The following is an 11,897-nucleotide window of genomic DNA, read 5'->3' on the forward strand; positions in this document are numbered from 1 at the left end:
TTCACGCAATTCCGGACGGACGGCCGCGTTCCGCTTCTTCTCGGAATTGCTCTGGCGCTAGCGCTCACGGCTGCAGCTTCGCGCCTGCCCCGCCATTGTCGCCGCCATCCGAATCGTCGCCGCCTCCGGTCGAATTGTCCGTTCCATTCGCGCCGTCATCACCCGAGTTGCCACCCTGGCCCGCGCCGTCGTCCTGGACTTGATCCGGCCCCTTCAGCATCGCGCCATTGACCGTGACCGACCCATCGGCCTTGGTGTTGATCACCCACTCCAGCCGGCCGTCGGGCAGCGTCTTGCCAAAACCTTTGACCGCCAGGGCAAAGGGGAAGGCCTGCGCCATTTGCTCATCGCTTTTGGCCCCTTCCTTCAGGACATCGACGATCTTGTCATAGCCGGCGACGTCGACGGTCATCGTCGCATCGGGTTTTTCGCCGGGGAAGGTCATCTCGCCTTCCATCGCGACCTCGATGGCGCCGTTCTTCACCGTGCTGTGCCCGATGACGACCTTCGGATTCTTGGCCTTGAAATCGGCGACCAGAGCTTTGCCGAATTCATCCGAGAGCGGCGGATTCTTATTGAGATCAAAGGCTTCGATCGCTTTTTTCGCCATCGTATCGAGATCGATATTGGCGCCCCCGAAGTGCAGATCGATGTCGGTGGGCAACAGCGGTACTGTCCAGTCGGGCAGGGTCTGATGCGGGATCGTCAGCCCAGAGGCCTTGATCGTGTAATCGACCTTGCCATTCTGGGAGACGCCGTCCATTCCGAATGCAGTGCTGAATTGCGCGGCCCCGAATTTGCCGACCGGGCTGTCCACCTCGAAATCCTTGAAGCCGTAATTGCCGTCGACCCTTTCCCAGATGGGCAGCGCGGCCAGCATGAGCGATTTGAGCTCGGCCTGGTTCGCCTTGAGCTTGGCTTCGTCTTCATTCGCCACGGCAAAGGCGAGCAGGTCCAGCAGTGGCTTGGTTCGTACGCCTTTGCCGTTTGCGTCCACCGAAAGTTCCGGCGTTTTCAAGGTGAGCGGAAAATTCATCCCGTTGTTGGGATCATTCACCTTGATCATCTCGACGAAGTCCGAAACTTTTTGCGTGGCCGTGAAGTCCACGCCGCCATTGGCGGATTTGGTCGCGGTCACCGTTGCAGTGCCGGCCCCGGTCGAGACATCTGCCTGCTGCTTGGCTTGCCGGGACGTCATGGTCATCCCGACCAATGAGCTGGTCGCGTTGGTGAAGGCGGCGAGGGCCGGATCATAGACGCTGGTCAGCTTGCCGTCCTTGATCGTGAACTCCATGCTCTGACGGCCCTCCGGCCCATCGAATTCGAAGGACGCGCCCTGCGAGAAATTCGACGAGACATCCCATGATCCGTCGCTGCGCGGCTTCACCATCAGCGCGTATGGCGCCATGTCGAATTTCAGGAGCTTCTGCTGCGGCAGCGTGTTGACGAGCGCCTTGATGTCGAACGCGATCTTGTAGGCGTCGCCTTCGACCGAAACCTTGAGCACGCCCTTGTCGAAGGCCTGCTTGCCGAAATAGCGCGACAGATTGTCGGACAGATCCTTGGCGCCTTGGTTGTCGACGGTCTGGGCAAAGGCTGGCGCGCAGAGCGCAAGGGCAAAGGCAAGTGGCAAAACACGCTTCACGTTGGTACTCCGTGGCTCCGGCAGAATGATTTGCGCTTCTGGTAGGCAAGAAGCGTTACAGCCGCAAGACGCCGACTGTAGGCCAAAAGCTGATCCGGCTAAAGCACCAGCCGCATCAGCGGCCGGCCAGGCTTGCGTTCCACCAGCCTCTCGAAGCCGGCCTTCTCGAACACCCGCGACGAACCGACGAAAAGCCCGATCGAGCGCGAATCGCGCGACAGGTCGATCGGGCAGGCATCCAAAAGCCTCGCGCCATTCTCGCGAGCGAAAGCGATACCGCCCTCGACGAGGCGATGCGTGACGCCTCGTCCCCTCGCCTTGACGCGGATGAAGAAGCAGGAGATCGCCCAGACATTCGGGTCGCCGGCATCGGCAGGATCGACCGGAGCCGAGCCCCTGCCCTGGTTGTTCCACTCAGGCACGTCGGCGCGCGGCCCAATCTGCATCCAGCCGACCGCCTTGTCATCTTCGAAGGCCAAGAGCCCGGGCGGCGGACCTGCCTCTATGCGCGCCTTTATGAGATCCTTGTTGCGCTCCTTGTCGCTGGCGCGCCGTTCCGCCGGCGCCAGCCGGAAATGCGTGCACCAGCAGCCGTAGCAGGCGCCCTGCTTGCCGAAGAGGTCTTCGAAATCGGGCCAGCGTTCGGGGGTCAGCGGTGCTATGGTCGTGCTCATGCGTTCTCCCCAGGCCAAGCTTGTTGCCGACCCTGCGCTGTCGTACCATTGCGTTTGTTCTCTTTATGTTCGCAGCGATGGCGGCTCCTGTCAACAATCCCGAACACGGTTTTTGCCGTGACTGCCTGGCGCTCCAGCGCTCGGAGACGCGTCGCTGCGATCGCTGCGGCAGCCCGCGCCTTGTCCGCCATGCCGAGCTCTACCGGCTCAAGATCGCCCATATCGATTGCGACGCCTTCTACGCCGCGATCGAAAAGCGCGATAACCCGGCGCTGAAGGACAGGCCGGTCATCGTCGGTGGCGGCCGGCGCGGCGTCGTCTCCACCGCCTGCTACATCGCCCGCATCCAGGGCGTTCGCTCGGCCATGCCGATGTTCAAGGCGCTGGAACTCTGCCCCGAAGCGGTGGTGATCCCGCCAAACATGGAAAAATATGTCGGCGTCGGGCGCGAGGTTCGCGCGCTGATGCTGGCGCTGACGCCGCAGGTCGAGCCACTGTCGATCGACGAGGCCTTTCTCGATCTCGCCGGCACCGAGCGGCTGCACGGCATGCCGCCGGCGCTGGTGCTGGCGCGCTTCGCGCAGACGGTGGAAAAGGAGCTCGGCATCACCGTTTCGGCCGGCCTTTCCTATTGCAAGTTCCTGGCCAAGATCGCCTCGGATTTCCGCAAGCCGCGCGGCTTTTCGGTGATCGGCGAAACCGAAGCGCCAAGCTTCCTCGCCGCGCAGCCGGTGACGATGATCTGGGGCGTCGGCAAGGCGCTGGCCGCGACGCTGGAACGCGACGGCATCCGCATGATCGCGCAATTGCAGCGCATGGAGCGCGGCGACCTAATGCGCCGTTATGGCGTGATGGGTGACCGGCTATATCGCCTTTCGCGGGGCGAGGACGATCGTCCGGTCGACCCCGATGGCGACGCCAAGAGCGTGTCGGCCGAAACCACCTTCGACACCGACATCGCCGCACTGGCGGAACTGGTGCCGGTGCTGCGCGGGCTCTCGGAAAAGGTCTCGGCGCGACTGAAGAAATCAGGCATTGCCGGGCGCACCGTGGTACTGAAGCTGAAGACGCAGGATTTCAAGACCCGCACGCGCAACCGCCAGCTCGGCGATCCGACGCGCCTGGCCGACCGTATCTTCCAGACCGGCCTCGACCTGTTGCGCCGCGAGGCCGACGGCACCAAATTCCGCCTGCTTGGCATCGGCGTCAGCGACCTCTCCGACGACGAAAAAGCCGATCCGCCGGATCTGGTCGACGTGCAGTCGCGCAAGCGCGCGCTGGCGGAAGGCGCCATGGACACGCTGCGCGACAAGTTCGGCAGGAAAGCCCTCGAGACCGGCTATACGTTCGGCAAAGGCCGCGCTGCCAACCCGCCCGAGCCGCTTGAAGAGTAAAGCGTCAACTGCGCTTGAGATCGATCCGGCTCGTCACCACCATCTTGCCGGTCGCCGGGTCCATGTCGGTCACCGTCATGCGCATATTGTCCGGTCCGACCTTCTCGACCGTCAGCTCCGCGTCGCGATCGCCATTGACGATTTTCGCCCAATGGATGTCGAGGTCGATTGCGTCGCCCTTGCGGCTTCCGCTCAGCCCCGCGGGTCCGCTGCGCGAGCCGATATAGGTGCCGGTGTATTTCCCACCGCTGACCTTCAGGTCGGCGCGGATTTCGCGCGACATGATCAGCAACGCACGGCAGGTGCCGTCAAGCGACAGCGAGTTCGCCGTCGCGTCCGAGGTGAAGGTGCAGCTGATGTTCATCACCGGCGTGTTGGTCCTGATCCTGACCGTTCCCTTGCCGGAGAACTTTCCCTGCAGCGACCGCAGAAAAGCCGCCTCGTCGGCATGCGCGCCCGTCGGGCAGAAAAGGCAGGCGGCGGCCAGCATGGCGGCAGTCGATTTCATCAAGGCGTTCCCCTCTCGCGATCGCTGGAACAATTCCAAGGAAAAGTATGACCCGGTTTCGGCCGGGACCTTCCGAAGGAAGGCGGAAGCGTGGACTTAACGGGCGCTGCGGTCGCAAGGTTCCGCCGTCGCCATGACGGTTTTTTGACACCCCTATTCGCTGGCCCAGTGGAATGACGCCACTAACGGTTGCGGCCCAGGTCCAAGCTTGCGACATAGGCGCCCAAATGGCGCCCGCTCCTTCGATCCCAAAAGCCGCATTCTGGATGGCTCTGTCAATCGCCTCGATGCTGGCGATGTCGGTCGCCGGCCGCGAGACGACCGCCGAGCTCAACGTCTTCCAGGTGCTGGAACTGCGCTCGGTGATCGGTTTCTTCATCCTTTTGCCGCTGGTGGTGATGAACGGCGGTTTTGCCGCAATGCGCACCAAGCGCCCCTTCGCCCACATCGCCCGCAATGTCATCCACTACACCGGCCAGGCCGCGTGGCTCTATGCTTTGACACTCATTCCGCTCGCCGTGCTGATCTCGATCGAATTCACGACGCCGATCTGGACCGCGATTCTCGCGGTCAGTTTTCTGGGGGAAAGGCTGTCGCGGTCGAAGCTCACGGCGATCGTGCTTGGCCTGATCGGCGTGGTGATCATCGTGCGCCCCAGCACGGGCTCGATGGATCCCGGCCACCTCGTCGTGCTCGGCGCCGCGGTCTGCTTCGGCATCTCGATGGTGCTGGTGAAGTCGATGACCAGGACCGAAAGCGTGGTGCGCATCATCTTCTGGATGCTTATCATCCAGTCGGTGGTTGGCTTGGTCCCGGCTCTCTATAGCTGGCGCAATCCTTCGCCCGGCCTCTGGCCATGGATCTTCGTCATCGCCTTCACCGGCATGTCGTCGCATTTCTGCCTGGCCCGCGCGCTGGTCCACGCCGATGCCACGATCATCTCGCCGATGGATTTCCTGCGCGTGCCGCTGACGGCGCTGATCGGCTGGCTGCTCTATCATGAGCAGATCGACGTCTTCACCGCCGGCGGCGCGGCCCTGATCCTCGCCGGCAATTTGCTCAACCTGCAGAAGAAGACGCCACGGGTGGCCGAAGCGGAAGCGGCAACCCCATAGGCTAGTGCATTTCACCATTTCGCGGAAACGGCGAAACGCACTGTCTCTTTGTTTTTACGCAATTCCGGACGGAAAACCGCTCACACTTTTCCTGGAATTGCTCTAAACTTTCCTGGAATTGCTCTAAACCAGCTCGACCTCGACCACGCCAGGCACCGCGCGCATCGCCGATGCGACCTGCGGCGAGATGCGATAGCGGTTCGGCAATTCGATCTCGACCTCGCCCTGTCCGGCGTCCTTGATCAGCACGAAGCTCACCTGCCCCTCGCCCTTGACCGAAAGCTGGTTGGCGAGCGTACCGAGGGGTGCTGCGTCGCGCACGAAAATGCGCAGCGCCTTCTGTATGCGGCTGGCTTCGTCCTCCAGCGACTGCACGGTCTGGATGCGCAGATTGATACCTTCCGGCCGGTCCTCGGCCGAAACGGTGATCACCACCGAGCGGCCGGGCTCCAGCATGTCGCGATACTGCGCCAGCCCCTCCGAGAACAGCACCGCCTCGTACTGGCCCGTCGTGTCGGAAAACTGCACGACGCCCATCTTGTTGCCGGTGCGCGTCTTGCGCTCCTGCTTGGTGGTGACGGTGCCGGCGAGCCGCCCGGCGGCAGCGCCCCGTTTGACGGCGGCCGAGAATTCACCCCAGTTCTGCACCCGCATCTTCTGCAGTGCGGCCTTGTACTCATCCAGCGGATGCGCCGAAAGGTAGAAGCCCACCACCTGGAACTCGCGATGCAGCCGGTCCGCGGAAAGCCAAGGATCAGTCGCCGGCAGGTTGAGCGCCTGCGATTGGCTCCCAAGCGAAGCGCCGAAAATGTCTGCCTGGCCGGAAATGGCGTTCTGCTGCGCCAGCGAGGCCAGGCCCATCATGCGCTCGACGCCGGCCATCATCTGGGCGCGGTCGTGCCCGAAGCAGTCCAGCGCGCCAGCCATGATGAGGCTTTCGAAGACGCGCTTGCCGACGGTCTTCGGATCGACCCGTTCGCAGAAATCGGCAAGGTTCTTGAACGGATTCTCGCCACGCATCTCGACGATGTGCTCGACCGCCGCGTCGCCGACGCCTTTGAGCGCTGCCAACGAATAGAAGATCTTGTTCTCGCCGACCTCGAAGGGACGGAAGCTCGACATCACCGACGGCGCCACCACCTCGATGCCGAGACGCATGGCGTCCTGGCGGAAATCGGCCAGCTTGTCGGTGTTGCTCATGTCGAGCGTCATCGACGCCGCCAGGAACTCGACCGGGTAATGCGCCTTGAGATAGGCGGTCTGGTAGGAAACGACCGCATAAGCAGCCGCGTGCGACTTGTTGAAGCCGTAGTCGGCGAACTTGGCCAACAGGTCGAAGATGAAGTCGGCCTGCGGCTTGGAGACCCCGCGCTCGACCGCGCCGGAGACGAAGCGCTCGCGCTGCTTGTCCATCTCGGCACGGATCTTCTTGCCCATGGCGCGGCGCAGAAGATCGGCTTCGCCGAGCGAATAGCCGGACAGCTGCTGCGCGATCTGCATCACCTGTTCCTGGTAGACGATGACGCCTTGCGTCTCCTTCACCAGATGGTCGATCTTGGGATGGATCGAGGCCATCTCTTCTTCGCCATGCTTTCTGGCGTTGTAGGTCGGGATGTTCTCCATCGGGCCGGGGCGATAGAGCGCGACCAGCGCGATGATGTCCTCGATGCAGTCCGGCCGCATGCCGATCAGCGCCTTGCGCATGCCGGCACTTTCAACCTGGAACACGCCGACCACCTCGCCGCGCGACAGCATCGAGTAGGTGTCCTTGTCGTCGAGCGGGATCGTGGCGAGATCGATGTCGACGCCTCGCCGGCGGATCAGCTTCACCGCCGTCTCCAGCACCGTCAGCGTCTTCAGGCCGAGGAAGTCGAACTTCACCAGCCCGGCCTGCTCGACATATTTCATGTTGAACTGGGTGACCGGCATGTCGGAGCGCGGATCGCGGTACATCGGCACCAGTTCGGACAGCGGCCGGTCGCCGATGACGATGCCGGCGGCATGCGTCGAGGCATGGCGGTAGAGGCCCTCGAGCTTCTGCGCCGTGTCGAGCAGCGTCTGGACGATCGGCTCCTTCTCCGCCTCCTCGGCGAAGCGCGGCTCATTGGCGATGGCGTCCGCCAGCTTGACCGGATTGGCCGGGTTCTGCGGCACCATCTTGGAAAGCTTGTCGACCTGGCCGTAGGGCATCTGCAGCACGCGGCCGACGTCGCGCAGCACTGCGCGCGCCTGCAGCGTACCGAAGGTGATGATCTGGCCGACCTGGTCGCGCCCGTATTTCTGCTGGACGTAGCGGATCACCTCCTCGCGCCGGTCCTGGCAGAAGTCGATGTCGAAGTCCGGCATCGAGACGCGGTCCGGGTTGAGGAAGCGCTCGAACAGCAGCGAGAAGCGCAGCGGGTCGATGTCGGTGATGGTGGTGGAATACGCCACCAGCGAGCCCGCGCCCGAACCGCGCCCCGGCCCGACCGGAATGCCTTGCGACTTGGCCCATTTGATGAAGTCGGCAACGATCAGGAAGTAGCCGGGAAACTTCATTCTCTCGATGATGCCGAGCTCGAATTCGAGCCGTTCGCGATATTGCTCGACCGTGTAGCCCGGCGTCGGCCCGTGCGCCGCAAGCCGCTTCTCCAGCCCCTCTCGCGCCTGGCGGGCAAGCTCTGCCGCCTCGGCCTTCTCCGCTGCGTCCTTGTCGGCGGCGTCGGCGCCGGTGAAGCGCGGCAGGATCGGGCTGCGGTTCTTCGGATAATAGGAGCAGCGCATGGCGATCTCGACCGTGCTGTCGATCGCTTCGGGCAGGTCGGAGAAGAGCCGCGCCATGTCAGCCTGGCTGCGCAGGAAATTGTCCGCGGCAAGCCGCCGGCGATTGTCCGCGGCGACCACCGAGCCTTCGGCAATCGCAATCAGCGCGTCATGCGCCTCATAGTCCTCGCGCTTGGAGAAGAAAGCCTCGTTGGTGGCGACCAGCGGCAGGTCATGCGTGTAGGCCAGGTCGACCGTCGACTTCTCGACCATCCGGTCATAACCGGCGACCCGCTCCAGCTCGACATAAAGCCTGTCGCCGAACAGGCCCTTGAGGAACAGCAGACGCTGTTCGGCGAGGTCGCGCCGGTCCGCCTTCAAGGCGCTGCCGATCGGGCCGCGCGGGCCGCCGGTCAGGCAGATCAGCCCGTCGCACCGGGCTTCCAGTTGCGCGCTGGTCAGATGCACCGGCTCGCCGGGCGGCGTCTCCAGATAAACCTTGCTGATCAGCCGGACGAGATTGGCATAACCAGCTTCGCTGGCGGCGATCAGCACCATTGGCGACATCTCCGGCCCGTTGCGGCGACGGTCGCGCTGGCCGTCGCTCGCCTCGCCGGAAAAGGCCAGATCGATCTGGCAGCCGATGATCGGCTGGATGCCATCCTTGACCGCCTTCTGGGCGAATTCGAGCGCGCCGAACAGGTTGTTGGTGTCGGTGACGGCAATCGCCGGCGCTTCGTCCTTCACGGCATGGCCGACGATCGCGCCGAGCTGAAGCGCGCCTTCGAGCAGCGAATAGGCCGAATGCACGCGCAGATGGATAAAGGTGCGCGCCGGCGCTTCCGGCCGCGCGGCCTTCACGGCTGCTTCGCGCTGCAAAGGATCGCGTGGAAGTCGTTCATCCGCCATATTTTTTCGCGCTGTCCCAAAGACTCACAATCCATGTAGATGTATTGTCCCGGACAGAGCCATGCCAGTCCAGCATAAATGACCCACAGGGCACAGGCTTGCGACCCGTATCGCCTCTTCTCAGGCGAACTCCATGATCACCGCATCGACCGCCAGGCTGTCGCCGGGCTTGGCGTTGAGCTTGACAATGGTGAGGTCGCGTTCGGCGCGCAGCACGTTTTCCATCTTCATCGCCTCGACCACGGCCAGCGTCTCGCCGGCCTTGACCTCCTGGCCCTCGGCGACTGCGATCGAGACGACGAGACCTGGCATCGGGCAGAGCAGCATCTTCGAGGTGTCCGGCGGCAGTTTCTCCGGCATCAACCTTTCAAGCTCGGCCGTGCGCGGCAGCATGGCGCGCGCAGCCACCGACATGCCTTTCCAGGCAATCCGCAGCCCGTTCAGCGCGGGGCGGATCTGGGCGGCGATGCTGTTGCCGCCGACCGTGCCCTGCCAGATCGCATCGCCCGAACGCCAGTCGGAGGCGACCGTCAACGGCTTGCCGCCGTCGATCGACAGATCGACCTCCATCGGGATGGAAATCATGCCGTCGACGATCTCGACCGGAAGATAATCAGCGCCGATCTTCGCCACCCAGTCGCGCTTGAGATGGCCGGAATGCGGCGCGAGCCGGCCGCTGAGGCGGTCAAGCCGGTCGCGGCGCAGCAGCTCGATCGCGGTTGCGACAGCGGCGAAGACCGCTTTCTCCTCGCCATCCGGCGCGACCGGCGAAAACCCGTCCGGATATTCCTCGGCGATGAAGCCGGTCGACAGCCGCCCCTCGCGCCAACGCGGATGCTGCATCAGCGCCGAAAGGAACGGGATGTTGTGCTCGATGCCGTCGACGACGAACCTGTCCAGTGCTTCCGACATGGCGTCGATCGCCGCCAGCCGGTTCGGCGCCCAGGTGCAGAGCTTAGCCACCATCGGGTCGTAGAACATCGAGATTTCCGACCCTTCGGCGACGCCGGTGTCGTTGCGTACGACGATGTCGCCGAACGTGCCCTCCTCCGGCGGCCGGTAACGCGTCAGCCGGCCGATCGACGGCAGGAAGTTGCGGAAGGGATCCTCGGCATAAAGGCGGCTCTCCACCGCCCAGCCGTTGAGCTTCACGTCGCTCTGCTTGATTCCGAGCTTCTCGCCCGCGGCGACGCGGATCATCTGTTCGACCAGGTCGATGCCGGTCACGAGCTCGGTCACCGGGTGCTCGACCTGCAACCGCGTATTCATCTCGAGGAAATAGAAATTCTTGTCCTTGTCGACGATGAACTCGACGGTGCCGGCGCTCTGGTAGTCGACGGCTTTCGCCAGTGCCACCGCCTGCTCGCCCATCGCCTTCCTGGTCTTGGCGTCGAGGAATGGCGATGGCGCCTCCTCGACCACTTTCTGGTTGCGGCGCTGGATCGAGCATTCGCGTTCGCCGAGATAGAGCGCGGTGCCATGCGCGTCGGCCAGCACCTGGATCTCGATGTGGCGTGGATCGACGACGAACTTCTCGATGAAGACGCGGTCGTCGCCGAAGGAGCTTTTCGCTTCCGAGCGCGCCCGCTCGAAACCGTCGCGCACCTCCGCCTTGCTCCAGGCGATGCGCATGCCCTTGCCGCCGCCGCCGGCCGAGGCCTTGATCATGACCGGATAGCCGATCTCGCCGGCTATCCTTTCGGCATGGTCGGCGTCTTCGATGACACCCAGCCATCCGGGCACGGTCGAGACCTTGGCCTGGCTGGCGAACTTCTTCGATTCGATCTTGTCGCCCATAGCCTTGATGGCCTTGGGCTTTGGCCCGATGAAGACGATGCCTTGCTTCTCCAGCGCCTCGCAGAAGGAGGCACGCTCGGACAGGAAACCATAGCCCGGATGCACGGCTTCCGCGCCGGTCTCCTTGCAGGCGGCGATGACCTTCTCTGGCAGCAGATAGCTCTGCGCCGCCGGCGGCGGTCCGATATGCACCGCCTCGTCGGCCATTTCGACATGCATGGCATCGCGGTCGGCATCCGAATAGACGGCGACCGTGGCAATTCCCATCTTGCGCGCCGTCTTGATGACGCGGCAGGCAATCTCGCCGCGATTGGCGATCAGGATCTTCTTGAACATTCGGATGTCGGTCCTCCGGCGAAGCGGTCCAGTTCTATGGACAATTCCGGCGCGCCTCAAGTGCCCGCGAGTCGGCTCCCGCGGCTGGTGCCGATTGCAGAAACCGCGCCGAAAAACGTCGCAGGAGACGTTGGCCGCCGGCGCGGAACTCGCTAAGGTTACGCGCAACACCGCAGGGATGGCAGGCTGGCATTCGCCACGGGTAGCTTGCCGTTAGCTAAAACTTACAGATCGTTGGGAGGAGTGCCTCATGAAGACGCGTGCCGCTGTAGCCGTTGGCGCTGGAAAGCCGCTGGAGATCATTTCGACATGCATGGCATCGCGGTCGGCATCCGAATAGACGGCGACCGTGGCAATTCCCATCTTGCGCGCCGTCTTGATGACGCGGCAGGCAATCTCGCCGCGATTGGCGATCAGGATCTTCTTGAACATTCGGATGTCGGTCCTCCGGCGAAGCGGTCCAGTTCTATGGACAATTCCGGCGCGCCTCAAGTGCCCGCGAGTCGGCTCCCGCGGCTGGTGCCGATTGCAGAAACCGCGCCGAAAAACGTCGCAGGAGACGTTGGCCGCCGGCGCGGAACTCGCTAAGGTTACGCGCAACACCGCAGGGATGGCAGGCTGGCATTCGCCACGGGTAGCTTGCCGTTAGCTAAAACTTACAGATCGTTGGGAGGAGTGCCTCATGAAGACGCGTGCCGCTGTAGCCGTTGGCGCTGGAAAGCCGCTGGAGATCATGGAGGTGGACCTCGAGGGCCCGCGCGAGGGCGAGGTTCTGGT

General features: G+C 63.6%; 7 protein-coding genes and 1 pseudogene. 2 read left to right on the top strand and 6 right to left on the bottom strand.

The features are described from left to right. Nucleotides 1-64 precede the first annotated feature (64 nt). Together RFM41_RS32640 and RFM41_RS32645 are read right to left on the bottom strand one after the other, a co-directional pair. Entirely contained in the window at nucleotides 65-1,645 is a 1,581-nt protein-coding gene (locus tag RFM41_RS32640) for a hypothetical protein (protein ID WP_320244679.1), read from the bottom strand. A 98-nt stretch (nucleotides 1,646-1,743) separates the two neighbouring features. Further along, complete coding sequence (locus RFM41_RS32645) at nucleotides 1,744-2,319, bottom strand: GNAT family N-acetyltransferase (RefSeq protein WP_320244677.1); 576 nt, start codon at nucleotides 2,317-2,319, stop codon at nucleotides 1,744-1,746. Between the two features lie 65 nt (nucleotides 2,320-2,384). Between RFM41_RS32645 and RFM41_RS32650 the strand changes: the two genes are divergently transcribed. Then, a complete protein-coding gene (locus RFM41_RS32650) occupies nucleotides 2,385-3,713 on the top strand; it encodes a DNA polymerase IV (RefSeq protein WP_320244674.1) in 1,329 nt (442 codons plus the stop codon). A 4-nt stretch (nucleotides 3,714-3,717) separates the two neighbouring features. Here the strand turns inward: RFM41_RS32650 and RFM41_RS32655 are convergent, their stop codons facing one another. Then, the gene (locus tag RFM41_RS32655) at nucleotides 3,718-4,221 is read right to left on the bottom strand and encodes a hypothetical protein (RefSeq protein WP_320244671.1); all 504 of its coding nucleotides are present in this window, start codon (nucleotides 4,219-4,221) and stop codon (nucleotides 3,718-3,720) included. A gap of 227 nt (nucleotides 4,222-4,448) precedes the next feature. On the opposite strand from RFM41_RS32655, the gene RFM41_RS32660 reads away from it, so the two are divergent. Further along, nucleotides 4,449-5,336 carry a DMT family transporter gene (locus tag RFM41_RS32660; RefSeq protein WP_320244669.1) on the top strand — a complete coding sequence of 296 codons (888 nt, stop codon included), beginning with the start codon at nucleotides 4,449-4,451 and terminating at the stop codon, nucleotides 5,334-5,336. A 123-nt stretch (nucleotides 5,337-5,459) separates the two neighbouring features. Here the strand turns inward: RFM41_RS32660 and dnaE are convergent, their stop codons facing one another. The 3 genes and pseudogenes from dnaE to RFM41_RS32675 form a co-directional block, all read right to left on the bottom strand. Then, complete coding sequence (gene dnaE / locus RFM41_RS32665) at nucleotides 5,460-8,987, bottom strand: DNA polymerase III subunit alpha (RefSeq protein ID WP_320244666.1); 3,528 nt, start codon at nucleotides 8,985-8,987, stop codon at nucleotides 5,460-5,462. A 120-nt stretch (nucleotides 8,988-9,107) separates the two neighbouring features. Then, nucleotides 9,108-11,120, bottom strand: a complete 2,013-nt coding sequence (locus RFM41_RS32670) for an acetyl-CoA carboxylase biotin carboxylase subunit (protein ID WP_320244663.1) — start codon at nucleotides 11,118-11,120, stop codon at nucleotides 9,108-9,110. Between the two features lie 249 nt (nucleotides 11,121-11,369). Further along, a pseudogene (locus tag RFM41_RS32675) lies at nucleotides 11,370-11,552 on the bottom strand (biotin carboxylase N-terminal domain-containing protein); the annotation flags it as partial. Nucleotides 11,553-11,897: the final 345 nt, after the last annotated feature.

The organism is Mesorhizobium vachelliae, from assembly GCF_033977325.1.
GTDB lineage: Bacteria > Pseudomonadota > Alphaproteobacteria > Rhizobiales > Rhizobiaceae > Mesorhizobium > Mesorhizobium vachelliae.

Bases quoted from the DNA above. Each gene is read 5' to 3' on its own strand.
- RFM41_RS32650 (WP_320244674.1), top strand. From the start codon at position 2,385: ATGTTCGCAGCGATGGCGGCTCCTGTCAACAATCCCGAACACGGTTTT.
- RFM41_RS32670 (WP_320244663.1), bottom strand. From the start codon at position 11,120: ATGTTCAAGAAGATCCTGATCGCCAATCGCGGCGAGATTGCCTGCCGC.
- RFM41_RS32655 (WP_320244671.1), bottom strand. From the start codon at position 4,221: ATGAAATCGACTGCCGCCATGCTGGCCGCCGCCTGCCTTTTCTGCCCG.
- RFM41_RS32660 (WP_320244669.1), top strand. From the start codon at position 4,449: ATGGCGCCCGCTCCTTCGATCCCAAAAGCCGCATTCTGGATGGCTCTG.
- RFM41_RS32645 (WP_320244677.1), bottom strand. From the start codon at position 2,319: ATGAGCACGACCATAGCACCGCTGACCCCCGAACGCTGGCCCGATTTC.
- dnaE (WP_320244666.1), bottom strand. From the start codon at position 8,987: ATGGCGGATGAACGACTTCCACGCGATCCTTTGCAGCGCGAAGCAGCC.